25 protein-coding genes are annotated in these 25,448 nt (G+C 63.9%); 10 read left to right on the forward strand and 15 right to left on the reverse strand.

Annotated features, from left to right (window positions below; genetic code table 11):
* The coding region (locus J8G26_RS15775) for an MFS transporter (RefSeq protein WP_210570068.1) at positions 1–443 on the forward strand (443 nt) is incomplete at its 5' end.
* Between the two features lie 266 nt (positions 444–709).
* Here J8G26_RS15775 and J8G26_RS15780 read toward each other — a convergent pair.
* The 8 genes from J8G26_RS15780 to J8G26_RS15815 form a co-directional block, all read right to left on the reverse strand.
* Positions 710–1,057: a thioredoxin family protein gene (locus tag J8G26_RS15780; RefSeq protein ID WP_210570069.1), complete on the reverse strand. Its 348-nt coding sequence runs from the start codon at positions 1,055–1,057 to the stop codon at positions 710–712.
* 132 nt (positions 1,058–1,189) lie between these two features.
* Complete coding sequence (gene glp / locus J8G26_RS15785) at positions 1,190–2,545, reverse strand: gephyrin-like molybdotransferase Glp (protein WP_210570070.1); 1,356 nt, start codon at positions 2,543–2,545, stop codon at positions 1,190–1,192.
* 46 nt (positions 2,546–2,591) lie between these two features.
* The gene (gene mobA, locus J8G26_RS15790; RefSeq protein WP_210570071.1) at positions 2,592–3,224 is read right to left on the reverse strand and encodes a molybdenum cofactor guanylyltransferase MobA; all 633 of its coding nucleotides are present in this window, start codon (positions 3,222–3,224) and stop codon (positions 2,592–2,594) included.
* 11 nt (positions 3,225–3,235) lie between these two features.
* The gene (moaA, locus tag J8G26_RS15795) at positions 3,236–4,372 is read right to left on the reverse strand and encodes a GTP 3',8-cyclase MoaA (protein WP_210570072.1); all 1,137 of its coding nucleotides are present in this window, start codon (positions 4,370–4,372) and stop codon (positions 3,236–3,238) included.
* A 128-nt stretch (positions 4,373–4,500) separates the two neighbouring features.
* Positions 4,501–5,292 carry an SDR family oxidoreductase gene (locus J8G26_RS15800; protein WP_210570073.1) on the reverse strand — a complete coding sequence of 264 codons (792 nt, stop codon included), beginning with the start codon at positions 5,290–5,292 and terminating at the stop codon, positions 4,501–4,503.
* Positions 5,293–5,390: 98 nt separating this feature from the next.
* Positions 5,391–6,008 carry a DUF2889 domain-containing protein gene (locus tag J8G26_RS15805; protein WP_210570075.1) on the reverse strand — a complete coding sequence of 206 codons (618 nt, stop codon included), beginning with the start codon at positions 6,006–6,008 and terminating at the stop codon, positions 5,391–5,393.
* A gap of 106 nt (positions 6,009–6,114) precedes the next feature.
* Complete coding sequence (locus J8G26_RS15810; protein WP_210570077.1) at positions 6,115–7,548, reverse strand: aldehyde dehydrogenase family protein; 1,434 nt, start codon at positions 7,546–7,548, stop codon at positions 6,115–6,117.
* Between the two features lie 214 nt (positions 7,549–7,762).
* Positions 7,763–9,844 (reverse strand): sodium-translocating pyrophosphatase, encoded by a 2,082-nt coding sequence (locus J8G26_RS15815; protein WP_210570079.1) that lies wholly within the window; start codon positions 9,842–9,844, stop codon positions 7,763–7,765.
* A 240-nt stretch (positions 9,845–10,084) separates the two neighbouring features.
* Here J8G26_RS15815 and ppa point away from each other — a divergent pair, with 240 nt between their 5' ends.
* The 3 genes from ppa (at position 10,085) to J8G26_RS15830 (ending at position 13,337) form a co-directional block, all read left to right on the forward strand.
* Positions 10,085–10,621 carry an inorganic diphosphatase gene (ppa, locus tag J8G26_RS15820; RefSeq protein WP_210570081.1) on the forward strand — a complete coding sequence of 179 codons (537 nt, stop codon included), beginning with the start codon at positions 10,085–10,087 and terminating at the stop codon, positions 10,619–10,621.
* A gap of 308 nt (positions 10,622–10,929) precedes the next feature.
* Positions 10,930–12,693, forward strand: coding sequence for a methyl-accepting chemotaxis protein (locus tag J8G26_RS15825; RefSeq protein ID WP_210570083.1), 1,764 nt, complete (start codon positions 10,930–10,932; stop codon positions 12,691–12,693).
* A gap of 131 nt (positions 12,694–12,824) precedes the next feature.
* Complete coding sequence (locus tag J8G26_RS15830) at positions 12,825–13,337, forward strand: chemotaxis protein CheW (protein ID WP_210570085.1); 513 nt, start codon at positions 12,825–12,827, stop codon at positions 13,335–13,337.
* Positions 13,338–13,393: 56 nt separating this feature from the next.
* Here J8G26_RS15830 and J8G26_RS15835 read toward each other — a convergent pair whose 3' ends face one another.
* Positions 13,394–14,584 carry a GNAT family N-acetyltransferase gene (locus J8G26_RS15835; protein ID WP_210570087.1) on the reverse strand — a complete coding sequence of 397 codons (1,191 nt, stop codon included), beginning with the start codon at positions 14,582–14,584 and terminating at the stop codon, positions 13,394–13,396.
* A gap of 83 nt (positions 14,585–14,667) precedes the next feature.
* Here J8G26_RS15835 and J8G26_RS15840 point away from each other — a divergent pair, with 83 nt between their 5' ends.
* Together J8G26_RS15840 and J8G26_RS15845 are read left to right on the forward strand one after the other, a co-directional pair.
* On the forward strand, positions 14,668–16,326 hold the full coding sequence (locus J8G26_RS15840) for an NAD+ synthase (RefSeq protein WP_210570089.1): 1,659 nt from the start codon (positions 14,668–14,670) through the stop codon (positions 16,324–16,326).
* A gap of 50 nt (positions 16,327–16,376) precedes the next feature.
* Positions 16,377–16,715, forward strand: a complete 339-nt coding sequence (locus tag J8G26_RS15845; protein WP_210570091.1) for a P-II family nitrogen regulator — start codon at positions 16,377–16,379, stop codon at positions 16,713–16,715.
* Between the two features lie 82 nt (positions 16,716–16,797).
* Here the strand turns inward: J8G26_RS15845 and J8G26_RS15850 are convergent, their stop codons facing one another.
* The 6 genes from J8G26_RS15850 to J8G26_RS15875 are packed head-to-tail and all read right to left on the reverse strand — an operon-like array spanning position 16,798 to position 20,296.
* On the reverse strand, positions 16,798–17,391 hold the full coding sequence (locus J8G26_RS15850; protein ID WP_210570093.1) for a TIGR00730 family Rossman fold protein: 594 nt from the start codon (positions 17,389–17,391) through the stop codon (positions 16,798–16,800).
* On the reverse strand, positions 17,384–17,794 hold the full coding sequence (locus tag J8G26_RS15855; RefSeq protein ID WP_198314769.1) for a diacylglycerol kinase: 411 nt from the start codon (positions 17,792–17,794) through the stop codon (positions 17,384–17,386). Before J8G26_RS15855 ends, J8G26_RS15850 begins: the two co-directional genes overlap by 8 nt.
* A gap of 52 nt (positions 17,795–17,846) precedes the next feature.
* A complete protein-coding gene (locus J8G26_RS15860) occupies positions 17,847–18,386 on the reverse strand; it encodes an RDD family protein (protein ID WP_087744957.1) in 540 nt (179 codons plus the stop codon).
* Positions 18,387–18,391: 5 nt separating this feature from the next.
* Positions 18,392–19,270 (reverse strand): DUF3106 domain-containing protein, encoded by an 879-nt coding sequence (locus tag J8G26_RS15865; protein WP_087744959.1) that lies wholly within the window; start codon positions 19,268–19,270, stop codon positions 18,392–18,394.
* A gap of 19 nt (positions 19,271–19,289) precedes the next feature.
* Positions 19,290–19,730: a DUF3619 family protein gene (locus tag J8G26_RS15870; RefSeq protein WP_087744961.1), complete on the reverse strand. Its 441-nt coding sequence runs from the start codon at positions 19,728–19,730 to the stop codon at positions 19,290–19,292.
* Positions 19,727–20,296, reverse strand: coding sequence for an RNA polymerase sigma factor (locus J8G26_RS15875; RefSeq protein ID WP_210570095.1), 570 nt, complete (start codon positions 20,294–20,296; stop codon positions 19,727–19,729). The genes J8G26_RS15870 and J8G26_RS15875 overlap by 4 nt, the downstream gene beginning before the upstream one ends.
* Positions 20,297–20,584: 288 nt before the next feature.
* On the opposite strand from J8G26_RS15875, the gene J8G26_RS15880 reads away from it, so the two are divergent.
* The 4 genes from J8G26_RS15880 to pssA all read left to right on the forward strand — a co-directional run bounded on the left by J8G26_RS15880 (position 20,585) and on the right by pssA (position 25,271).
* Complete coding sequence (locus J8G26_RS15880) at positions 20,585–22,375, forward strand: acetolactate synthase 3 catalytic subunit (RefSeq protein ID WP_210570096.1); 1,791 nt, start codon at positions 20,585–20,587, stop codon at positions 22,373–22,375.
* Between the two features lie 192 nt (positions 22,376–22,567).
* The gene (ilvN, locus tag J8G26_RS15885) at positions 22,568–23,059 is read left to right on the forward strand and encodes an acetolactate synthase small subunit (RefSeq protein ID WP_007857867.1); all 492 of its coding nucleotides are present in this window, start codon (positions 22,568–22,570) and stop codon (positions 23,057–23,059) included.
* 160 nt (positions 23,060–23,219) lie between these two features.
* A complete protein-coding gene (gene ilvC, locus J8G26_RS15890) occupies positions 23,220–24,236 on the forward strand; it encodes a ketol-acid reductoisomerase (RefSeq protein WP_210570098.1) in 1,017 nt (338 codons plus the stop codon).
* Between the two features lie 201 nt (positions 24,237–24,437).
* The gene (gene pssA, locus J8G26_RS15895; protein WP_210570100.1) at positions 24,438–25,271 is read left to right on the forward strand and encodes a CDP-diacylglycerol--serine O-phosphatidyltransferase; all 834 of its coding nucleotides are present in this window, start codon (positions 24,438–24,440) and stop codon (positions 25,269–25,271) included.
* Positions 25,272–25,448 lie beyond the last annotated feature (177 nt).

A 25,448-nucleotide genomic window follows, 5' to 3' on the forward strand; every position in this document is an offset into this window, starting at 1 on the left:
AATTGCTCATTCGGGGTAGATGGGGTGGCCGGACGGATACCTTTCAGTGGCTGGCCCGGCCGGTGCACACCAAGACCTGCGCCATCGTGGGGCTGGTCTTGCTGGCGGCCTGCAACCTGCTGCTGATTGCCACCACCTACACCAATTTGCCGCTGCTGTTTGTGCTGAGCGTGCTGTGCACCGCCGCGGGCCATGGCCTGGTGAACCTGGCCGGCATTGCCATCGTGAACAAGGTGGCAGGCCCGCAGAATCGGTCCGGGCTGCTGTCCACTTACCTGGTGGTGGGCTACCTGGGCACCATCGTGCCCATTGTGGGCGTGGGCTGGCTGTCGGACCACCTGGGTCTGCGGGTGGCGATCGTCATTTTTTGCGTGGCGATGGCGGCGTTGACCAGCGCGCTGGCCTGGCTGGCCCAACGCACGCCGGTGATCGATCAGGCCTGATTCAGGGGCGCGGTCATCCCGTGTGACCCGCGCCGAGCAGTTGGGCTAAGAACCTGTTCAAGATCTTTTCGGGGTCGCGCAAGCGCCTTGCCGGGAAGGGATGCAAGGCGCGGTGTGCAGTTGATAGCTCGGCTATCAACAAGCGCCGCAACGCTGCAGACCGCCCGGCAAGGCGCTTGCCCGAAGGGTTGGAGTGAAATCGGGCGATTGGACGTCCCGGCTGCTTGCATGGGCATGAGCCCATGCGGCGCATCCGAAGCATCCACTCATCCCGATTGCACTCCAACGCGATCCCCGAAAAGATTTTGAACAGGTTCTAAGGCCTGGGCATCCTGCGGCCGCACCACGCGCGCCACCTCCTGCCCATCGCGCAGCAATACCAGCGTGGGCCAGAGTTTCACGCCAAAACTGCGGCCCAGGCGCTGGCCGGGGCCGTCTTCCACCTTGACGTGGGCCACGTCGGCGCGGTCGCGCAGGGCCTGCGCGATGAGCGGCTGGGCGCGTTGGCAATGGCCGCACCAGGGCGTGCCGAATTCGAGCACGGTGGTGCCGGGCAGGCGGTCCACTTCGGCGCGGGTGGGGGCTTGGGCGAGGTGTTGGGCTGCGTAGGGCATAAGGGCGAAGACTTCGGAAAGTTGGCTCAGGAGTAGCCCATTGTGCTGCGCGTCACCCCCGGCGCATGCCACTGGCGCGTCCCCGGCCAGGGATGCTGAGCCAGGGCCGCCCCGCAGCGACACAGGGGGGGATCAAATGACCCCGTCAAACACCATCACATCCACCGCATCGCCCGGCGCCACATTGCCCTGGCCGTGGTGCAGCACGATCAGGCCGTTGGCCTGCACCATGGAACTGAGCACGCCCGAGCCCTGGTTGCCCGTGGTGCAGACCTGCAGCGTGCCGTCGGGTGCCGTGGTCACACTGCCGCGCTGGTACTCGGTGCGGCCGGGTTTTTTGCGGATGGCCTCGGTGCTCACGGCGCGCAGCAGCGGCGGGGCGGGGCGGGTGCTGCCCATCATGCGCAGCAGGGCGGGGCGCACAAAGGCAAGAAAGGTCACCATGACGGCCACGGGGTTGCCGGGCAGGCCGAAGAGGATGGCGCCACCAGTTTCCGGTTTGGTATCTTTTTGATAGCTGTCAGCGCTTGCTGTATCAGCGCCAGAGGCCTCTTTTGCCTGCAAAGCAGAGGCTGCGATGCGCCCCACGGCCATGGGCCGGCCGGGCCGCATGGCGATGCGCCAGAAGGCCACGTCGCCCAGCTGCTTCATCATGCTGCGCGTGTGGTCGGCCTCGCCCACGCTCACGCCGCCGCTGGTGATGATGGCGTCGGCCTGTAGCGCGGCAGTGCGAAAGGCGGCCTCCAGCAGGGCGGGGTCGTCGCGCACCACGCCCAGGTCGATCACCTGCACGCCCAGCCGGGTGAGCAGGCCGAACACGGTGTAGCGGTTGCTGTCGTACACCGCGCCTTCGCGGGGCGGCTCGCCCAGGCTCAAAATTTCGTCGCCGGTGGAGAAATACGCCACGCGCAGGCGGCGGTGCACCGTGACGGTTTTCAGGCCCAAACTGGCCACCAGCCCCAGCGCAGCGGGCGTCAGCAGCTCTCCTTTTGAGAGCGCCACGCTGCCTTCCATGAGGTCTTCACCCTTGAAGCGGCGGTTGTCGCCCTGGCGCAGCACATCGGCGGCGATGGTGATGTGTCCGTCGGCTGTGGTGGTGGTGAACTCTTGCGGCACCACGGTGTCCAGGCCCGGGGGCATGATGGCGCCGGTCATGATCTTCAGGCATTCGCCCGCACCCACGGTGCCAGACCAGGCCTTGCCGGCCAGCGCGGTGCCGACCACGCGCAGCGTGAGCGGCTGGCCCGCCACCAGTTGCATGCCGGCCAGCGCATAGCCATCCATGGCCGAGTTGTCGTGGGGCGGCACGCTCAGGGGCGAGACCACATCGCGGGCCAGCACGCGGCCCAGGGCTTCAAAAATGCCGACTTCTTCGGTGGCCGTGACGGGCTGCACCAACCGTTCAAGAAAGGCCGACACCTGGTCGGCACTGAGCGCCTGCGGGTCGTAGCCTTGCAGCTCGGCGGCAATCTGGGCAATGGTTTTCATGGGGAAATGCGCGCAGTGCGAGAGGGGTTGCAACCGGTGCACTCGGTCAGGGAATGCCGGCGCTTTCAAGTCGGTGCAGTTCGGCCAGCGTGTTGGCGTTGAAAAACGCCAGCGGGTCGTCGCCTGGCTGGTCGAACGGCACCACCACCTGATGGTGCTGCGCGGTCCAGGCGTCGATCTTGCGGCCGCCCGCCTGGGTGAAGGCCACCAGGCTTTCGAGCAGGTCCACGCGCAGCAGGCAGAAAACGGGCTGGGGGCGCACGGCGGTGCCGCTCGCGCCATCGTCCTCGGGGGCGGCCGCCATGGCGATGTCGGCGCCCGCCTGGTCGGCGGCAGTGGCCAGCCGCGTGGCCAGGTCCAGCGGAAACAGCGGCGTGTCGCAGGGCACGGTGAGCAGCCAGGGCGTCTCGCAGCGTTCCAGCCCGGTCAGAAAACCGGCCAGCGGACCGGCATAGTCGGCCAACACGTCGGGCCAGACCGGCGCGCCAAAGGCCTCGTAGGCCGCCAGGTTGCGGTTGGCATTGACCATGGTGGCGCCGGTCTGCACCTGCAGCCGCATCAGCGTGTGCAGCGCCAGCGGCAGGCTGCGAAAGTTCTGCAGGCCTTTATCGACCCCGCCCATGCGGGAGCCGCGGCCACCGGCGAGGACCAGGCCGGTGATGTCTTGGGTGTCAATCATTCGTTCAATCGTTATCCGCCGATGTAGCTCATTTCGACGCGGCGTGCGCCTTGGGCTGTATCGGCAGGCAGGCTGCTGCGCAGCTCCGAGTAGCGGTCATTGCGCTGCTGCCAGATGGGGGCGATAGCCGATGCAATCGCTTCGTCGGTGGCGCCGCCGCGCAGCAGCGTGCGCAGGTCATGGCCTTGGGTGGCAAACAGGCACAGGTAGAGCTTGCCTTCGGTGGACAGGCGCGCGCGGTTGCAGTCGTGGCAAAACGCCTGGGTCACGCTGCTGATCACACCCACCTCGCCCAGCGCCGGGTCGTGCTGGCCAGCGGCATCGGCATAGCCCCAGCGTGCAGCGGTTTCGCCGGGGCTGCTCGGGTCCAGCGGCACCAGGGGCAGTTCGGCGCGCAGGCGAGCAATCAGTTCGGCCGAAGGCAGCACCTCGTCCATGCGCCAGCCGTTGGTGGCGCCCACGTCCATGTATTCGATGAAGCGCAGCGTGGTGCCCGTGCAGCGAAAATGCCGCGCCATGGGCAAAATTTCGTGGTCGTTGGTGCCGCGCTTGACCACCATGTTGACCTTGATGTGCGACAGGCCCGCCGCGTGCGCCGCCTCGATGCCGGCCAGCACGTCGGCCACCGGAAAGTCCACATCGTTCATGCGGCGAAAGATCGTGTCGTCCAGGCCATCGAGGCTCACCGTCACGCGGTTCAGGCCCGCGTCCTTCAGCGCCCGCGCCTTGCGCGCGAGCAGCGAGCCGTTGGTGGTGAGCGTGAGGTCGGGCGCCACGCCGTCCACCGTGCGCAGCTGGGCCAGTTGCGCCACCAGTTCTTCGAGGTTTTTGCGCAGCAGGGGCTCGCCGCCCGTCAGGCGGATTTTGCGCACGCCGTGTGCAAGAAACAGCCGCGCCAGCCGCGTGATCTCTTCAAAGCTCAGCAGGGCGCTGTGCGGCAGGTAGGCATGGTCCTTGTCGAAAACTTCCTTGGGCATGCAGTAGTTGCAGCGGAAGTTGCAGCGGTCGGTCACGCTGATGCGCAGGTCGCGCAGCGGACGGCCCCGGGTGTCGGTCAGCAGACCGGTGGGGGCGGTGGCCTGCGTGGGCACCTTGGCCACCAGGGCCGCGATGCGTTGGTCCACCAGAGGAATCACACGTTCAGACATGGGGCGATTTTGCCCCACTTGCTGCGCAGGGGGATTGCGCAGCGTGGCTGTTGCTTGATGGGCATCAAGTTCTGGCCCGCTCCGGTCGGGCCGGTGTCGACTGTGGTTTCCAGCCCGTGAAAACGTTCTCAGACGCAGCGCGCGCCATCCACCTCGATGCATACGCCGCTGACAAACGCCGCCTCGTCGCTGGCCAGGTACAGCGCGGCGTTGGCCACGTCGAGCGCGGTGGAGAAGCGGCCCAGCGGGATGGTGGCCAGAAACTTCGCACGGCGGGCCACGGCGTCGGCATCGCCAGTGCCTTGCGCATTGGCCACCGGGCCGCCGGCAAATTCGGCGGCCAGGCCGGTGTCGGGGTTGAACACGGGGTTGATGCAGTTCACGCGGATGTTGTCGGGGCCCAGCTCGGCGGCCATCGACTTGCTGGTGATGATGACGGCGCCCTTGGAGCCGTTGTACCAGGTCAGGCCTGGACGGGGGCGCAGCCCGGCGGTGGAGGCGATGTTGATGAAGCTGCCGCCGCCCGCTGCACGCATGGCCGGCACGGCGTGGATGGCGGACAGGTAGATGCTTTTGACGTTGATGGCATAGACCTTGTCGAACTCTTCCTCGCTCACTTCGAGGAGGGGGCGGTTGCGGTGTGTCCAGCCCGCGTTGTTGACCACCACGTCGAGCCGGCCATGCAGGCGCACGGCCTCGTTGACCAGGGCCTTGACCTCGGTGGACTGCGTCACGTCGGCCTTGAAGAAGGCTGCGGTGCCACCGGCAGCGGTGATCTCGGCCACCACGCGCTGGCCGCCGGCTTCGTTGATGTCGTTGACGATGACCTGGCCGCCCTCGGCCGCCAGGCGCTTGGCGATGCCTTCGCCAATGCCGTTGCCGGCGCCGGTGACGATGATGGATTTGTGCTGCACGCGCATGGTGTTGTCTCCTGGGTTTTTAATTTCATAGCAGCTCGCGCTTGCTGGGTAAGCGCTGGAGGCATTTTTTACTGTATTTTTTGCCCCCAGAGCGCTGGCTATGGCTGCAATTTGGCGGGCGCGTCGGTGGCCGGGTGGGCCGTTTCGATCTGGCCTACTGGCACGGCCAGACCGTCGGGGCCGCGGCGGTAGAACTGCGGAAAATATTCCTTCACGCCGTTGCCGTTGAAGTCCCACCCGGTGCACTGGCCCAGATGGCGGGGCGGCTCGTCTTCGTTGGCCGACGCAAACACCGCGGGCACCGACTGGAAGGCGGCGGTGGCCAGGTTGAACAGCAGCTCGCGCAGGTGGGTGCAGCTGACCACGCCGCCCAGGTTTTTCTGGATGGCCTGGCGCCAGCCGCGTGCCATGCTGCAGCCCACCATGGATTGCAGCGCGGGCTGGGCCTGGGGGCAGTCCTTGAGCGGGTGGGTGTCCATGGCCACTTCAATGGCCTGCACCACCAGTTGGGGGGTGACGGTGACGCGCAGCCACATGTGGTGGATGGGCTCGCCGGCGCGGCGCAGGCCGGCTTCGCGGAACGAGGGCGCGTCGTGCATCTTGCTGTCGTGCAACTCGCCTTCGATGTCCCACAGTCCATCATCGCGTTCAAAGCCGTGGTAAGTGACGCGGCGCAGGTGCCGGGCGGTGCGGGGGGCGGGGGAGCTCAGGGGCATGGAGAAAAAAGACCGTCGTGCGAAAGGAGAAGGAAAACGGGGATGGGGCACATGCTACCGACACTACGCCGATCAGCCTTGCGCCGGTGTGACAGGACTGCCGAGATCAGCCGTGCCGGATGGCCACGGTTTTGAGCGTGGTGAAGCCATACAGCGCCTCCAGTCCTTTTTCACGCCCGTAGCCGCTGGACTTGACGCCACCAAAAGGCAGCTCCACACCGCCGGCGGCGCCGTAGTTGTTGATGAACACCTGGCCGCTCGCCACGCGCTTGGCCATGCGGAACTGGCGCGCACCATCGTGCGTCCAGATGCCGGCCACCAGGCCGAACTGCGTGGCGTTGGCCAGCTCTACCGCGTGGTCTTCGTCCTGGAAGGCCATGGCTGACAGCACGGGGCCGAATACTTCTTCCTGCGCCAGGCGGTGGCTAACCGGCACATCGCGCAGCAGCGTGGGGGCTTGGTAGAAGCCGGTTTCTGGCGCATCGTCCACGATCTGGCCCTGGGCCACCATGGGGATGCCGGCCACCTGCGCATCCGACAAAAAGTCCCACACGCGCTGCTGTTGCGACTGGCGGATCAGCGGGCCCACATCCAGATCCATGGCGGCCGGGCCCACGCGCAGCGCTTCAAAGGCGCGGCCCAGGCGCTCCAGCAGCGGTTCGTAAATCAGCGAGTCGATCAGCACGCGCGAGCCGGCCGAGCAGGTCTGCCCGGCGTTCTGCACGATGGCGTTGATGACCACGGGGACGGCGGCATCCAGGTCGGCATCGGCAAAGATGATCTGGGGGCTTTTGCCGCCCAGCTCCAGCGTGACCGGGCAGTGGCGCTCGGCGGCCACCTGCTGGATCAGCGTGCCGATCTGGGGGCTGCCTGTGAAGCTGATGTGGGCGATGCCCGGGTGGCGCGCCAGCGCGTCGCCCACCTCGTGGCCATAACCGGTGACGATGTTGATGGCGCCTGCCGGAAAGCCCACTTCGGCCGCCAGTTGCGCCACGCGGATCAGGCTCAGGCAGGCGTCTTCGGCGGGCTTGACCACGCACACATTGCCCGCCGCCAGGGCGCCGCCCACGCTGCGGCCAAAGATCTGCATGGGGTAGTTCCACGGAATGATGTGGCCCGTCACGCCATGGGGCTCGCGCCAGGTGAGCACGCTGTAGCCGTCGGCGTAGGGAATGGTCTCGCCGTGCAACTTGTCGCAGGCGCCCGCGTAGAACTCGAAGTAGCGCGCCAGCGCCAGCGCATCGGCGCGCGCCTGCTTGGTGGGCTTGCCGCAGTCGCGCTGCTCCAGGGTGGTCAGTTCGTCGGCATGCTCCAGGATCTTGGCCGAAAGCTTTTGCAGCAGGCGGCCCCGTTCCACCGGCGCCAGCTTTTGCCACACGGCCTGGTAGCACTGGCGCGCCGCGTGCACCGCCGCGTCGATGTCATCGGCCGTGCCGCGCTGGATGTCGTCAAATGGCTGGCCATCCGACGGGTCGATCACCGGGATGGTGCGGCCGGACGTGGACGGAACGGGGGCGTTGGCGATGAAGTGCAATTGCATGGCCAAATTGTGCGGCAAAGCAATGGGACCTTGCTGGTTGCATGGCAAATTGGGCTGTAGCGCTTGTTGGTAAAGCGGTAGTAGCTATCAGGTTAATAGCGGTTGGCGCGTCGCGGGCCCACATGGCGGGTGGCGTACATCGGCTGGATGGCGTCCGGCACGGGCAGAAAAAAGGCCCGCCGCAGCGAGCCTTTGGACAGCCGTGGAGGCGCAATCACCCGCCGTGGAACTTGACCACCAGCGGCACGATCAGCAGCGCCACGATGTTGATGATCTTGATCAGCGGGTTGATGGCCGGGCCGGCAGTGTCCTTGTAGGGGTCGCCCACGGTGTCGCCCGTGACGGCGGCCTTGTGCGCCTCGCTGCCCTTGCCGCCGTGGTGGCCGTCTTCGATGTATTTTTTGGCGTTGTCCCAGGCGCCGCCGCCGGTGCACATGCTGATGGCCACGAAGAGGCCGGTGACGATGGTGCCCATCAGCAAGCCCCCCAGCGCCTTGGGGCCGAGCGCCAGGCCCACCACGATGGGCACCACCACGGGCAGCAGGCTGGGGATCACCATTTCCTTGATGGCGGCGGTGGTCAGCATGTCCACGGCGCGGCCGTATTCGGGCTTGGCCGTGCCTTCCATGATGCCGGGGATGTCGCGGAACTGGCGGCGCACTTCCACCACCACGGCGCCGGCCGCGCGGCCCACGGCCTCCATGGCCATCGCACCAAAAAGATAGGGGATCAGGCCACCGATGAACAGGCCCACGATGACCATCGGGTCGGAGAGATTGAACGTGATGGACTGGCCATGGCTTTCGAGCTTGTGCGTGTAGTCGGCAAACAGCACCAGCGCGGCCAGGCCGGCCGAGCCAATCGCGTAGCCCTTGGTCACCGCCTTGGTGGTGTTGCCAACGGCGTCCAGCGGGTCGGTGATGTCGCGCACGCTGCTGGGCAGCTCCGCCATCTCGGCAATGCCACCCGCGTTGTCGGTGATGGGGCCATAAGCGTCCAGGGCCACCACGATGCCCGCCATGGACAGCATCGACATGGCCGCCACCGCAATGCCGTACAGGCCCGCGAGCTGGTAGGCCGACAGGATGGCCAGGCACACGAAGATGACGGGCCAGGCCGTGGAGCGCATCGACACGCCCAGGCCCGCGATGATGTTGGTGCCATGGCCCGTGGTGGACGCCTGCGCGATGTGCTGCACGGGCGCGTATTGCGTGCCGGTGTAGAACTCGGTGATCCACACCAGCGCGGCCGTCAGCACCAGCCCGGTGGCGCAGGCGCCAAACAGCTTGATCTGGCTGCCGCTGGCGGCGATGGCGTTGTCCGGCATGATCCAGACGGTGACGAAGTAGAACGCGATGAGCGACAGCACGCCGGCAATCGCGAGGCCCTTGTACAGCGCGGGCATCACGTTCTTCATGCCGGGCGAGGCCTTCACGAAAAAGCAGCCGATGATGCTGGCCACGATGGACACCGCCCCCAGCGCCAGCGGGTACACCACGGCGTTAACGGGTGCGCTCACCACCAGCAGCGCGCCTAGCACCATGGTGGCGATCAGCGTCACCGCATAGGTCTCGAACAGGTCGGCCGCCATGCCGGCGCAGTCGCCCACGTTGTCGCCCACGTTGTCAGCGATCACGGCCGGGTTGCGCGGGTCGTCTTCAGGAATGCCCGCCTCCACCTTGCCCACCAGGTCGGCGCCCACGTCGGCGCCTTTGGTGAAGATGCCGCCGCCCAGGCGCGCAAAGATCGAGATCAGCGACGAGCCAAACGCAAAGCCGATCAGCGGGTTGAGCAGGGTGGCCAGGTGGGCCGTGGGCGTGAGGTTGCCGTTGCCCGCCAGAAACCAGTAAAAGCCCGTGACGCCCAACAGGCCCAGCCCCACCACCAGCATGCCCGTGATGGCGCCGCCGCGAAACGCCACATCCAGCGCCGGGCCGATGCCGTGGGTGGCGGCCTGCGCCGTGCGCACATTGGCGCGCACCGACACGTTCATGCCGATGAAGCCGCAGGCGCCCGACAGCACCGCGCCCACCACAAAGCCCACAGCCGTGGTGCCATCGAGAAAAATGCCGATGAGAATGGCCAGCACCACGCCGACGATGGCGATGGTCTTGTACTGGCGGGCCAGGTAAGCGGCGGCACCGGCCTGGATGGCGGCGGCAATCTCCTGCATGCGGGCGTTGCCGGGGTCTTTGGCCAGGATCCATCCGCGGGCCCAGATGCCGTAGGCCACCGCAATCAATCCGCAAGCCACAGCCAGGATCAAAGGGGCAGTCAGCGTTGTATTTCCAGCCATTCGTCACTCCTTGAAGTAATCCGTCGCACGGAAGGAAACACAACGCATCGGCGTGCTTGTGCTGCGTTGCTCCCGCGTGCTCCAGTGGCTGGAGTCGATTGGCCAACGGACCCAATTTACAGCCAAACGCCTATTTGCAAGCCGGCAGAAAGGGGCGTGCGCCTAAAATCAGGGTTAATCCCGACGCTGCATGCTGCGTGGATTGTCGTCAACCCACTTCTTCTACAAGATATACAAGACATGTCCCTCAACAACGTCACTCCCGGCAAGAACCTTCCCGATGCATTTAACGTGGTCATCGAAATCCCGATGAATGCGGACCCGATCAAGTACGAAGTGGACAAGGAGTCGGGCGCCATTTTTGTGGACCGTTTCATGACCACGGCCATGCACTACCCCACCAACTATGGCTACGTGCCGCAAACGCTGTCGGGCGACGGCGACCCGGTGGATGTGCTGGTGATCACGCCTTACCCCCTGTTCCCCGGCGTCGTGGTGCCTTGCCGCCCCCTGGGCATTCTGATGATGGAAGACGAGGCTGGTGTGGATGGCAAGGTCATTGCCGTGCCCACGTCAAAAATCCTGCCCATGTACGACCACTGGAAGAGCATCGACGATGTGGACACCATGCGCCGCAACGCCATCGCCCATTTCTTCGAGCACTACAAGGATCTGGAAAAGGGCAAGTGGGTCAAGGTGCTGGGCTGGGAAGGCATTGACGCCGCCAAGAAGGAAATCACCGACGGCATCGAGAGCTTCCAGAAGAGCGTGGCCTGAATAGACCCCAAAAGTTTTGGAGTGAAATAGCGGCCTGGCGCTTTGTCAGAAAGCGCTTTAAGCTATCAAAATGAAAGCATGCAACCCGAGAGGGTTGCATGCTTTTTTTATGGCCACCGCGTTGCGCGGCACTGGCACGCAAGCTTTGCTTTTACGAAAACTGGGGTAAATCCTGAATGGTTGAGGGCGACGAAGGGTTATATGCCATCGTGTAAATAAATGAAACAGTCTGTCGCTATGCTGAAATCGTACTTGTGCGAACTTTGGCGTGTGTCCATCGACTGCATGCAAGCAACGGCTAAAACATCATGAATCAACTGAAAATTTCAACCCGGCTCGCGGTGGCGTTTGGCGTCATGGTGTTGTTGCTGATTGCGCTGGGTGCAGTCAGTCTGGTCCGATCATCCAGCCAGCGCGCTGAACTCAAGGATGTGATTGAGTTTCGTATTCCGATCACCAAAGCTTTGGGCATGGTGGTCGATCGGGTGAATGTGCAGGCCATCCAGTTTCGTAACCTGGCCCTCTTCAACTCTGAAAGTATCACCAGGTCGTCGCTGGAGCAGGTGACCTCAGCGCGGGCTGTGATTGCGGAGCAAATGAAGACCCTTGAGACCCTCGTCCTCTCCGAAAGAGGCAAGGAGGTCATGGGGCGCATCCAGCAAACCCGCGCAGAGTTCCTCAAGCTGGGTGACCAGTACCTGGCCATGGTCCAGCAAGGCCAGAAAGAAGAAGCACTGAAACTGCTTGAAGAGCAACTGCGCCCTGCGCAGCTGGCCTACCAGGCCACCCTTCAGGAGCAGGTCGAGCTCCAGGCCCAAACCACGGCGATTGCCGGCCAGCGGGCCGAATCGACCGCCGCCGCTGTGCAGCGGGATGTGTTGATTGCCGGTGTGCTCGCCATCGGGCTGGCCATCTTTCTGGCCATTGCCATCATTCGCTCCATCACCCGCCCCCTGGCCCAGGCGGTGCAAGCGGCCGACAGCGTGGCCGGTGGCGACCTCAGCGGCCAGATCGTCGTGCAGTCCAAAGACGAAACCGGTTACCTGCTCAGCGCCTTGCAGCGCATGCAGCAAAGCCTGGTGAACACCGTGAGCGCAGTGCGCAGCAACGCCGAAGGCGTGGCATCGGCCAGTGCGCAGATTGCGTCGGGCAACAATGACCTGTCCAGCCGCACCGAACAGCAGGCCAGCGCGCTGGAAGAAACCGCAGCCTCGATGGAAGAGCTGGCCTCTACCGTGCGCCAGAACGCCGACAACGCCCGCCAGGCCAACCAGCTGGCCATGACGGCATCGACCGTGGCCGAGCAGGGTGGCGAGGTGGTGGCCGAAGTGGTCGAGACGATGAAGGGCATCAACGCCAGCAGCAACAAGATTGCCGACATCATCAGCGTGATCGACTCCATTGCCTTCCAGACCAACATCCTGGCGCTGAACGCCGCCGTCGAAGCCGCCCGGGCCGGCGAGCAGGGCCGCGGCTTTGCCGTGGTGGCCAGTGAGGTGCGCAGCCTGGCTGGTCGCAGCGCCGAAGCCGCCAAGGAAATCAAGGGCCTGATCACCGCCAGCGTGGAACGGGTGGAACAAGGCACGCTGCTGGTGGACAAGGCCGGCGCCACCATGACCGAAGTGGTGGCTTCCATCCGCCGCGTGACCGACATCATGGGCGAGATCAGCGCCGCCAGCAGTGAGCAAAGCGCGGGCGTTGCGCAGATTGGCGAAGCCGTCATGCAGATGGACCAGGCCACGCAGCAAAACGCAGCCCTGGTCGAGGAAATGGCTGCCGCAGCCAGCAGCCTCAATGCCCAGGCCGGCGAGCTGGTGCAGTCGGTGTCGGTGTTCCGGCTCGACGCCCGCTTCGCAGGCGGCGCGGCGCCAGTGGCGGCACGGGCTCGTCCGGCGGCGGTGCCCGCTCCGTCGGCTTCGGCACTGCGGGCCACGGGCGCCGTTCGTGCAGCAGGCAAGGGGCAGGGCGCCTCCAAGGCACCCACCCGCCTGGCAGCACCTGCGGCCGCAGCGCCCAAGTCTGCTGCGCCGGCGCACAAGAGCGGTGCCGAGGACGACTGGGAAAGCTTTTAAGCCACCTACGCGCCGACTCTCGACCTTGCCGCCGCTGGTGCGGCAACGCCGGCCCACGATGCCAGGGCGCTGGTTCCCCTGACTGGCGTGGCCACCCGCCTGCCTCCACCGATTTTTTGAAAGATGCGCACATGATTTCTGCCCCCACGGCAACCCGTTCCGAGCCGTCGTCGCGCACCGCTGCCACAGCCCCTGCGGCGGAATACCTGACCTTCCGCCTGGGCCAGGAGGAATACGGCATCGACATCTTGCGGGTGCAGGAAATCCGTTCGTATGAGCAGCCCACGCGCATGGCCCATGCGCCCGACTTCATCAAGGGCGTGATCGATCTGCGCGGGCGCATCGTTCCCATCGTGGATTTGCGCCTGAAACTGCGCTGCCCCACGGCCGAATACACCGATTTCACCGTGGTCATCATCCTGAATGTGGGCGGCACTGTGCTGGGCGCCGTGGTGGATGCCGTGGCCGATGTGGTGGCCCTCACGGCCGATGCCATCAAGCCGGCGCCACAGTTTGAAAGCCAGGTGGATTCCGCCTTCGTCATCGGCATCGCCACGCTGGGCGAGCGCATGCTCATCATGATGGACATCGCATCTTTGTTGAGCAGCGCCGAAATGGGCCTGGTGGCCCAGGTCGCGCAGTAATCGGCCGCGCTGGCATCGCACTGTTGCAGGGGGGCGCCGGGTCGCGCTGCGGGGCGCTATGCCACCCGAAACGGGCTGCGCGCCTGCAGGTGGTCCAGATAGTCTTCCACGCCAGCGCCCTCGCGGGCCAGAAAGCGTTCCACTGCGTCGGCAAAAGCCGGGTGTGCCAGCCAGTGCACGCTGGTCGCCTGCACGGGCAGCAGGGCGCGGGCCATCTTGTGTTCGCCTTGGGCGCCGCCTTCAAAGCGCTGCACGCCATGCGCAATGCACCAGGCCAGCGGCTGGTAGTAACAGGCTTCGAAATGCAGGCAGTCCACGCGCTCCAGCGCGCCCCAGTAGCGGCCGTATGCTGCGCGGGGCGAATTTTTGGAGCAATTTGTGCCGCTAGCGCTTGCTGGTTCAGCGTCAATAGCTATCAAACTGCTAGCAATTGGCCGGCCTTCGCGCTCGGCGATGAACAGCAGCCAGTGCTCTGGCATGTGCTCGGCCATCTGATGAAAGAAGGCGCGCGTGAGGTAGGGCGGGTTGCCGTGCTCCAGATAGGTGCGCTCGTAGCAGCGGTAAAAAAAGTCCCAATCCGCTGGCGTGATGTCGGCCCCCTGCGCCCAGCGGAAGGTGACACCGGCCTCGGCCACGCGCCGGCGTTCCTGGCGGATCTTCTTGCGCTTTTCCTGGGTGAGGCTGGCCAGGAAAGCATCGAAATCCGGATAAGACGCATTCTTCCAGTGAAACTGCACCGTGTGCCGCAGCATTAGCCCTTGCCGGGCAGCGGTCAGCACATCGTCATCGCTGGCGAACAGCGCATGCAGTGAGGAGATGCCTTCGTCTTCGCACCACTGGCACAGCGCCTGCACCAGCCGCTGGCGCGCAGCGTCGTCGCGCGCCAGCAGCCGGGTGCCGGGCACGGGGGTGAAGGGCACGGCCACCACGGCCTTGGGGTAATAGGGCACGCCATGCTGCTCGTAGGCATTGGCCCATGCCCAGTCGAACACGTATTCACCGTACGAATGGCTCTTGAGGTACAGCGGGCAGGCGGCCACCAGTGCATCGCCTTCCCACAGCGTCATGAAGCGGGGCGTCCAGCCGGTTGGGGGAATGGCGCTTTGGCTCTGGTGCAGGGCGGCCAGGTATTCGTGGCGCATGAAGGGCGTGGCGTGCGATTGCTGTGCCAGCAGGGCGTTCCAGGCCGTGGCGTCCACCTCCAGCGGGGATGCCAGCACGCGCGCGATAATGGCGGCTTCAGCCATGCTGCCTCCATGGGCCACCGTTTAGCGCGGGGCACCGAGGGGTGGCGGTGTCCAACCTGGCCGCAAGGGCCGATCCCAGTTCCATGACGCTCTCCATTTGCACCGCTCAGCTCAATTTTGTCGTGGGCGACATGCCCGGCAATGCGCAGAAAATCATCGCTGCAGCGCGTGAAGCCCATGCGCAGGGCGCGCGCCTGTTGCTGACGCCCGAACTGGCTATTTGTGGCTACGCGGCAGAAGACCTGTTCCTGCGCCCCGCGTTTCTTGCGGCCTGTGATGATGCCGTGAAAACCGTGGCCCGCGAGACCGCGGGGTTGAATGGCCTGGCGATCGTGCTGGGCCATCCGCAAAAGCTGGCTGCTGGCGACCCGGCGTTCAGCCCCTGCCTGAATGCGGCCAGCGTGCTGCGCCATGGCCAGATCGAGCAGACCTATGCCAAGCGCGAGCTGCCCAACTACCAGGTGTTTGATGAGCGCCGCTATTTCGTCGCGGGCCAATCGCCCTGCGTGTTCGAGGTGGAGGGTGTGAAGGTGGGCGTGCTGATCTGCGAAGACGCATGGTTCGCAGCGCCCGCCCGTGCTGCGGCGCAGGCGGGGGCGCAACTGCTGGCGGTGATCAATGCCTCGCCCTTTCATCTGGGCAAGAGTGCCGAGCGCGAGCAGACCATGCGCGAGCGCGTGGCCGAAACCGGCCTGCCGCTGGTCTATGCCCACTTGGTGGGCGGGCAGGACGAGGTGGTTTTCGAGGGCCGCTCGTTTGCCCTGAATGCCGACGGCGCGGTGGCGGGGCGCGCCCCCGGTTTCAAGGAAAAACTGGTGTTTGCGCAGATAGATAAAGCGCAAGCAGCTATCAAAATAGAAGCAGAAGTGGTGCCCGAGCGTAGCCTGGAGGCTGATTTGTGGGACGCGCTGGTGCTGGGCGTGCGCGACTATGTGGGCAAGAACGGCTTTCCAGGCGCCTTGCTGGGCTTGTCCGGCGGCATTGATTCGGCACTGGTGCTGGCCATCGCGGTGGACGCCCTGGGCGCCGACAAGGTGCGCACCGTGATGATGCCCTCGCCCTACACGGCCGACATCAGCTGGATTGACGCGCGCGACATGGCCGAGCGCATGGGCGTGCGCTATGACGAAATCTCGATCGCGCCCCAGTTCGAGGCCTTCAAGGCCGCGCTGGCAAGCCAGTTTGCCGGCCTGCCCGAGGACACCACCGAAGAGAACCTACAGGCCCGGATCCGCGGCACGCTGCTGATGGCGCTGTCGAACAAGTTCGGGGCCATCGTGCTGACCACCGGCAACAAGAGCGAGATGGCCACGGGCTACTGCACGCTCTACGGCGACATGGCCGGCGGCTTTGCTCCCATCAAGGACGTGGCCAAGACCCGGGTGTTCGCCCTGGCACGCTGGCGCAATGCCCACGACCCTTATGGCACGGGGGCCAACCCCATCCCTGAGCGCATCATCACGCGCCCGCCCAGTGCCGAGTTGCGCCCCGACCAGAAAGACCAGGACAGCTTGCCGGCTTACGAGGTGCTCGATGCCATCGTGGCGCGTTACATGGAAAATGACGAGCCGATAGAGGCCATCATTGCCGCCGGGTTCGAGCGCGCCGATGTCGAGCGCGTCACCCGGCTGATCAAGATCAACGAATACAAGCGACGCCAGGCGCCCGTGGGCGTGCGCGTCACGCGCCGCAGCTTTGGCAAGGACTGGCGCTACCCTATCACCAGCCAATTCAGGGCCTGACGGGCATCTGCCAGGTTCAACCTCTTTTTATCTTCCAGGAGCCACTCCCCATGAAAATGATCACTGCCGTCATCAAGCCGTTCAAGCTCGAAGAAGTCCGCGAAGCCTTGGCCGAATGCGGTGTGACCGGTCTCACCGTGACCGAAGTGAAGGGTTTTGGCCGCCAGAAGGGCCATACCGAGCTGTACCGGGGGGCCGAGTATGTGGTCGATTTCCTGCCCAAGGTGAAGGTCGAGGTGGTGGTCAAGTCTGAAGATCTGGAGCGCTGCGTGGACGCCATCGTCAACGTGGCGCGCACAGGCAAGATTGGTGACGGCAAGATTTTCGTGACCGCCGTGGAGCGCGTGGTGCGCATTCGCACGGGCGACCTGGACGACGCGGCAGTCTGAGCGACTTCCTGGGTGCCTCAGCCGGGCGCAGAGCGGGGCCGATGGGCCAGTGGCCCGTTGTTCCAGCCGTCCCGGTTGCGCTTCAGATGACGGAGCGCAGCGGCACCTGTTCCTGGCGGTGGTCGGCCGACTGCACCAGCGTGCGAAGCAGCGCATTGCTGTCGGTTGCAGTGTTCAGCAGGTCCATTTGCCAGGGCCCCATGAAGCCGCTGGCCACACTGGTCTGCAAAAAGGCCAGCAGGCCGTCGTAGTAGCCAGCCACATTGAGCAGGCCCACCGGCTTGTCGTGGTAGCCCAGCTGGCGCCAGGTCCACACTTCAAACAGTTCCTCAAAGGTGCCGATGCCGCCGGGCAGGGCCACGAAGGCGTCGCTGCGCTCGGCCATCATGGCTTTGCGCTCGTGCATGGTCTGCACGATGTGCAACTCGTCGCACTGGCGGTTGGCCTGCTCTTTGTCGACCAAGGTCTGCGGTATCACGCCCACCACCCGGCCGCCGGCCAGGCGCGTGGCCTCGGCCACGATGCCCATGAGGCCGCTGCGCCCGCCGCCATACACGAGCTGGCCGCCATGCGATCCGATCCAATGGCCCACGGCGGTTGCCGCCTGGGCAAACGCCGCGTTCTCGCCAGGGCGGGAACCACAGTACACGCAGATGGAAAAAGTTGGCTCAGCCATGGAAAAACCTCTGAAAAAGAGCTGCAGACCAGATGCCAACGCACAGCAGCAGCGACAGCAGCACCGCAGCGCTGCCCATGTCCTTGGCACGCTTGGAAAGGTCGTGCCACTCGGGGCCGATGCGGTCGATGGCGGTTTCGATGCCGGTGTTGAGCAACTCCACGATCATCACGATCACCACAGAACCGGCCAGCAGCGCCACTTCCACCCAGCGGTGGCCCAGCCAGAACGACAGCGGAACCAGCACCACTGCTGCAATGGCTTCCTGGCGAAACGCTTTCTCGCCCCAGCCGGCACGCAGGCCTTCGAGCGAGTAGCCGGTGGCATGCCAGATCCGGTTCAGCCCGGAGCGTGCCTTGTGCGGGTTGGCGGGCGCTTGGGGCGATGGGTCGAGTGATTGCATGCGGCGATTGTCAGGCGCGGATGTGTCTGGCAAGCACATGTCCGGCCAGGGCTTATTTTTTGGTGGGTTCATGGTGCACCAGGCGGGTACCCGCGAGTGCGTCGTGCCAGAACTGTTGCTGCGGGTGAAAGCGGCTCAGCAGCGCCCACACCGCGACCCAGCCCAACACAATCACCGCGGACTCGCCGCCCGGCAGCGAAAAGGGCGCTACGGCGGCCAGTGGCGGCAGAAACCACAGCCAGGAAAGAACGTAGCGCAGCAGTGCGCGCCGCTGGGTGAGCGGACGGCCAGCGTGGTCCACCACGCGGACGTTCCAGGTTTTCATGGCCAGCGTCTGGCCTTTCGCCCAGAACCAGGTGAAGTAGATGCCAAACACTACGAACAGGAAGGCCTGCAGGGCGTGCCGGTTGTCCATGGCATTGCGGGTCTGGCTCAGGGTTCCAAACAGGTAGCCGGCGATGAAGACCACGCCAAACATCAGGATGCCTTCGTACATCCAGCAGGCCATGCGGCGCACCAGGCTGGGGGCATGCAGGTTCGAGGGTGCGGCGACAGTGGAAGTCTGCACGTCAGGCGAAGACAAGGCGGGCATGCAGATTACTGGGGAGTGAGGAGGGGCACATCGGGCGCCACAGGGGCCGCATGGTCGTTGGTTGCGGGCGTGCCCGACAGTGGCGGCAGTGTGATGGGCACGGCCACAGGCACGTTGACGGGGGCGGTCTCCACCACGCCAGCAGGGGATGGAGCGGGGGAGCCATGGGCGCCCGCACCCGCCGCAGGAGCCGTTGGCAAAGGCATCGCAACGCGCGGAGACAGATTCTGGATGGGGGGAATCTTGGGCTGATTGGCGCGATTGGGGTTGGCTTCCGAGGCTGCTGGAATCTGCGCCAGCTTGCGGGGAGACACTGGTTTGAGCGCAGTGGCTGCTCCTTGGGGCTTGGGGGCTGCGCGCGCAGCCAGCTTGCGCTTTTCTTCGTCGCTCAGTGCCTGGTAGGCCTGCCATTGGGCGAGTTTGTTGTCACGCGCCAGGCGATTGGAATCGGCGTAATTGAGCCGTGCCTGATTGCGTTGTTGGGCACTCAGGCTGGCCCATTCCGTCATGCGGTTGTGCAGTTTTTCCTGTTCTTGTTCTGGCAGTGTCGAGAAGGTATGGGCCAAAGCGAGCCAGCGTTTTTTTTGCACCTCGCTGAGCAGAGCCCAGCGTTCCGCCAGTGGGTAAAGCGCCAGTTTCTGGGGTGTGTTCAGGACTTCCCAGCCCGGGCCGGCAGGAGTGAGCGTGGACGGATCGACCACCCTGCCGGATGTGCCTTTGCCGCTGGATTTGGGTGCCAACGCAGCAGCTGGCAGGACGGTGCCGGGGGCCATGCGCACCTGATTGAGCACCGCCATGCCACCTGCTGCGAACGCACCTAAAAGCACCAAAGCCAGCACAAAGGCTGGCATGGTGGGGCGGGCTTCAGGTGGACTTGCGTACATGCAGTAAAAGCGAATGCAATCAGTTGCTGGTGTGGGTGGTTTTTAGGAACTGTACAAAACCTGGGTCGGAGTAAGCCGCTGGGGGCAACTCGTCGGTCAGCAGGGCGGCATCAACTTCCGCCACTTCATTGTTACCCTGCTCGTCCTCGGCCATATTGATCACCACTAGGCCCACCAGCAGGGCCATCACGGGAACCGCCGAAACCAGTGCACTCCACCAGCCACCCCGCTCGTTACCACCACCGAGCACTGCGGTGTTGCCAGTGTGCATGACCGCAGGCGCGGCGCGACGCACTGGCACAACCACTTTGCGCTTGGCCAGCGCTTGCATGCGCGCGGCGCGCAGCCGCTCGGAAATATCGTAGGGCAGGTCGTCCGTTCCACTGGTCAGCCGCGCAGTAACGCGGCGTGCGAAACGATCCGCCGCCAATTCAGAGGGGGGGGTGTTTGCGGTGTTCATGGTTCGATTCCTTTTGCCTTCAGTGCCTTGCTGAGGGTCTGTACTGCACGAAAACAGTGCGTTTTGACGCTGCCTTCGGAGCAGCCCATGGCGGCTGCTGTTTCTGCGACATCCATTTCTTCCCAGTAACGCATGAGAAACGCTTCCCGTTGACGTGCAGGCAGCTCCTCGATTTCTTCTTCGATGCCCTTGAAGATCTGCGCACGCCGTGCCAGATCTTCCGCGCTCTCGGCCCGCTCTCCGTTGTCCGGGCCGGCATAGGCTTCGAGCAGATCAAATTCCGTGCCAACGTCTCCCGGTCCATCGAAGTCGCTCATGCTCGAAAACAGTGCGTTGCGGGTCTTCTGGCGGCGAAACCAGTCCAGCGTGCAGTTCGACAGAATGCGTTGAAACAGCATGGGCAGTTCGCCCGGGGGCTTGTCGCCGTAGTGCTCGGCCAGTTTGAGCATGCTGTCCTGAACGATATCCAGGGCCGCTTCCTCATTGCGGACGTGGTAGACCGAGCGCTTGAAAGCGCGCTTTTCTACACTTTTGAGGAATTCGGAGAGTTCTTGTTCAGTTGCCAAGAGGAGTCAGCCCGGGAGGATCAATGCTGTCATGCGAAAAAGCGCGGTGCAGCACGCACAATTCTTCAATTATCGCATTGGGTGCTGAATTTTCTGAAAATGGCTGGTTTTGGACATGTTGCAGTGCGATAATCCGCGCTGCAATTCAAAAGGCAAACGGGTCACGGTCCGGCGCGGCAATCATCCCGCCCATGTCCTTGGCCTCAAGTTCCGAGCTGGCTTCACAAGAGCGCGTGCAAGGAGCACCCAAGGTTTTTCGTTAGAGAAATTCACAAAGGTTGATCGATCATGGAAATCTCCAAGGCTGAACTCACTTCAGCAGCCGCTGCCTCCCACGGCAACTCTTCCGCCTCCGGCTCGCAGGACCTCATGGGTTCTGAAATCCTCGTCAAGGCGTTGCAGGCCGAGAACGTGCAGTACATCTGGGGCTACCCCGGCGGCGCAGTTCTCTATATCTACGACGCGCTGTACAAGCAAGACACCATTCAGCATGTGCTGGTGCGCCATGAGCAGGCCGCGGTGCATGCCGCCGATGGCTACGCGCGCGCCACCGGCGAGGTGGGAGTGGCACTTGTCACATCTGGCCCTGGGCTGACCAACGCCGTCACCGGCATCGCCACGGCCTACATGGACAGCATTCCCATGGTGATCATCTCCGGCCAGGTGCCCACGGCGGCCATCGGGCTGGATGCGTTCCAGGAATGCGATACGGTGGGTATCACGCGCCCCATCGTCAAACACAACTTCCTCGTCAAGGACCCGCGCGATCTGGCCATGACGCTGAAAAAGGCCTTCCACATCGCCCGCACCGGCCGTCCTGGCCCCGTGGTGGTCGATATTCCGAAAGATGTGTCGTTCAAGAAGGTGCCCTACACCGGTTATCCCGAGAGCGTGGAAATGCGCTCGTACAACCCGGTGAGAAAGGGCCACGGCGGCCAGATTCGCAAGGCGCTGCAACTGCTGCTGGCGGCCAAGCGCCCCTATATCTACACCGGCGGCGGCGTGCTGCTGGGCAATGCCTCCAACGAACTGCGCACGCTGGTGGACATGCTGGGCTACCCAGTGACCAACACGTTGATGGGCCTGGGCGCCTATCCCGCGTCGGATCGCAAGTTCCTGGGCATGCTGGGGATGCACGGCACCATCGAGGCCAACAACGCCATGCAAAACTGCGATGTGCTGTTGGCCGTGGGCGCCCGTTTTGACGATCGCGTCATCGGCAACACCAAGCATTTCGCGCAGAACGAGCGCAAGATCATCCATGTGGACATCGACCCGTCGAGCATCTCCAAGCGCGTCAAGGTCGACATCCCCATCGTCGGTGACGTGAAGGATGTGCTCACCGAGCTGATTTCCATGATCCGCGAAAGCAGCACGCGTCCCGACGCCGGCGCGCTCGCTGCGTGGTGGGACACCATTGAAGGCTGGCGCAAGCGCGACTGCCTCAAATACAGCATGGGCAGCGGCGACGTGATCAAGCCGCAGTATGTGGTCGAGACGCTGTGGAACATGACCAAGGACGCGGACACCTATATCACGTCCGACGTGGGCCAGCACCAGATGTGGGCCGCGCAGTATTACCGTTTTGACGAGCCGCGCCGCTGGATCAATTCCGGTGGCCTGGGCACCATGGGTGTGGGCATTCCGTACGCGATGGGCATCAAGTTGGCCAAGCCGCAATCCGAAGTGTTCTGCATCACCGGCGAAGGCTCGGTGCAGATGAACATCCAGGAACTGTCCACCTGCCTGCAGTACAACACGCCGATCAAGATCTGCTCGCTGAACAACCGTTATCTGGGCATGGTGCGCCAGTGGCAGGAGATCGAGTACTCCGGCCGCTACAGCCACAGCTACATGGACGCACTGCCCAACTTCGTGAAGCTGGCCGAGGCCTACGGCCATGTGGGCATGCTGATCGAGCACCCCAAGGACGTCGAGCCCGCACTGCGCGAAGCACGCAAGCTCAAGGACCGCACCGTGTTCATGGACTTCCGTACCGACCCCACCGAGAACGTGTTCCCGATGGTGCAGGCCGGCAAGGGCATCACCGAAATGCTGCTGGGGTCGGAAGACCTTTAAGCCAAATCGGCCTCCAGTGCTTGTCCTTCAAGCGCTACCAGCTATCGAATAAATAGCACTCACTTTTTTGACGAATCTATTGCCTGCCAAGCCCGTGCATTACCGTGCACGGGGGAGGGCAGCGAAAAACGGCAGTTTTCAGCGACCACTTCTTGATCGTGCTGCCGTCGCAAAAAGAGGAATCTCTTCATCATGAAACACATCATTGCCGTTTTGCTGGAAAACGAACCCGGCGCGCTGTCGCGCGTCGTGGGCCTGTTCTCTGCCCGGGGCTACAACATCGAATCGCTCACCGTGGCGCCCACCGAGGATCCATCGCTGTCGCGCATGACGATCCAGACCACGGGCTCCGACGATGTGATCGAACAGATCACCAAGCACCTGAACCGCCTCATCGAGGTGGTCAAGGTGGTGGACCTCACCGAAGGCGCCTACACCGAGCGCGAGCTCATGATGGTGAAGGTGCGCGCGGTGGGCAAGGAGCGCGAGGAAATGAAGCGCATGGCCGACATCTTCCGTGGCCGCATCATCGACGTGACCGAGAAGAGCTACACCATCGAGCTCACCGGCGACCAGTCCAAGAACGACGCTTTTTTGCAGGCCATCGACCGCACGGCCATCCTGGAAACCGTGCGCACCGGTGCCAGCGGCATTGGCCGCGGCGAGCGCATCCTGCGCGTGTAACGGATTTGCCTTCAACCTTCTAACGTCGTTGCGTCGCCTTGCCGTGCTAGAGCACCGTCCGCGGCTCCCCGCCTGGTTATCCGGTTGAATTCAAATCCTATGTAAGACAATCCACTGTTTATTTTTCACCCCCCACAACGCATTTCAACCGGAGCGACCCATGAAAGTTTTCTACGACAAAGACTGTGACCTGAGCCTGATCAAGGGCAAGACCGTGGCCATCATCGGCTACGGCTCGCAAGGCCACGCCCATGCACAAAACCTGAACGACAGCGGCGTGAAGGTCGTGGTCGGCCTGCGCAAGGGCGGCGCCTCGTGGGACAAGGTCGGCAAGGCCGGTCTCACGGTGATGGAAGTCAACGACGCCGTGAAGGCCGCTGACGTGGTCATGATCTTGCTGCCCGACGAAGACATCGCTGGCGTCTACAAGAACAACGTCGAGCCCAATATCAAGCAAGGCGCATCGCTGGCCTTCGCCCATGGCTTCAACGTGCACTACAACCAGGTCGTGCCCCGCGCCGACCTCGATGTGTGGATGGTCGCCCCCAAGGCACCTGGCCACACCGTGCGCAACACCTACACCCAGGGCGGCGGCGTGCCCCACCTGGTGGCCGTGCACCAGGACAAGTCCGGCAAGGCCCGTGACCTGGCATTGAGCTACGCCATGGCCAATGGTGGCGGCAAGGCCGGCATCATCGAGACCAACTTCAAGGAAGAAACCGAGACCGACCTGTTCGGCGAGCAGGCCGTGCTGTGCGGCGGCGCCGTCGAGCTGATCAAGATGGGTTACGAAACCCTGGTCGAAGCCGGCTACGCGCCTGAAATGGCCTACTTCGAATGCTTGCACGAGCTCAAGCTCATCGTGGACCTGATCTACGAAGGCGGCATTGCCAACATGAACTACTCGATCTCGAACAACGCCGAATATGGCGAGTACGTGACCGGCCCTGAAGTGATCAACACGCAGTCGCGCGAAGCCATGCGCAATGCCCTGAAGCGCATCCAGAACGGCGAATACGCCAAGATGTTCATCCTGGAAGGCCGCACCGGCTACCCCAGCATGACGGCGCGCCGCCGCAACACGGCCGACCACTCCATCGAAAAGGTGGGCGGCCAGTTGCGCGCGATGATGCCCTGGATCGCCAAGAACAAGCTGGTCGACCAGACCCGCAACTGATGCAGCGTCGCTGACGCATCACGCGCACCCAAAGGCCACTTCGGTGGCCTTTTTTGTGGGCGGGGCACAGCGTGGCTGGCGCTACACTGCTGCCTTCGCCTTGTACCCGTTCGGCGTTATGCCTGGTCTGCGGGTGAGAACCAAATACTATAAATTTGAGAGCTGCTTGCGCATGACTGGCAAGCGCTGGAGGTCTATTTGATGCATGACGGCAATGAATCCACCGAAAACCCCGGTGTGATGGTGCGCAAGCGGCGCAAGGGCATCTACATCCTGCCCAACTTGTTCACGCTGGCGGCATTGTTCGGTGGGTTCTATTCCATCGTGATGGCCATGAACGGGCGTTTTGACATGGCCGCTGTGGGTGTCTTCTGTGCCATGGTGCTCGACAGCCTCGACGGGCGTGTGGCCCGCATGACCAATACGCAAAGTGCTTTTGGCGAGCAAATGGATTCACTGTCCGACATGGTGTCGTTTGGTGCAGCGCCGGCGCTGATTGCCTACGAATGGGCGCTCAGGGGGCTGGGCCGCTGGGGCTGGATTGCCGCGTTTGTCTATTGCGCATGCGCTGCGCTGCGTCTGGCGCGGTTCAACGTCAACACCAGCGTGGTGGACAAGCGCTATTTTCAGGGCTTGCCGTCGCCTGCCGCCGCCGCGCTGGTGGCGGGCTTCATCTGGCTGATGACCGAGTTGGGCGTGCATCGGGGCGAAGACGCGTGGCTTGAGTGGTCGCAAGTGAGTTGGGTAATGTTTGCCTTCACGCTGTATGCGGGGCTGACCATGGTGACCAATGTGCCGTTCTACAGCTTCAAGGACGTGCAGATGAAGAGAAGCGTGCCCTTCGCGGTCATCGTGCTGATTGCCCTGGGCATTGCCATCATCAATATCCATCCGCCCATCGTCCTGTTTGGCGTCTTCGTGCTGTATGGCCTGAGCGGCTACGGCGTGTATGCGTGGCGCAAGGCCAAGGGGCAGCACAGCAGTGTGATCAGCATGTCGACCGATGAACCCGATGAACGGGGTCTGCACCGGTGACAGCGGCAGGGCGCAAAAAACTGTGCTACATTGGAACGCATGAACACGTTTGCACTGGCTCTACTGCTATCTCCCCACGGGCGGAGACTGTAGGCGCACGCGCACACTTTTTCCACAAAGGCCCGTATGCACCCGCAACGGGCCTTTTGTTTTGGGCGCCAGAATTTTGACGTTGCG

The organism is Acidovorax sp. JG5, assembly GCF_017939685.1.
Lineage (GTDB): Bacteria > Pseudomonadota > Gammaproteobacteria > Burkholderiales > Burkholderiaceae_C > Acidovorax.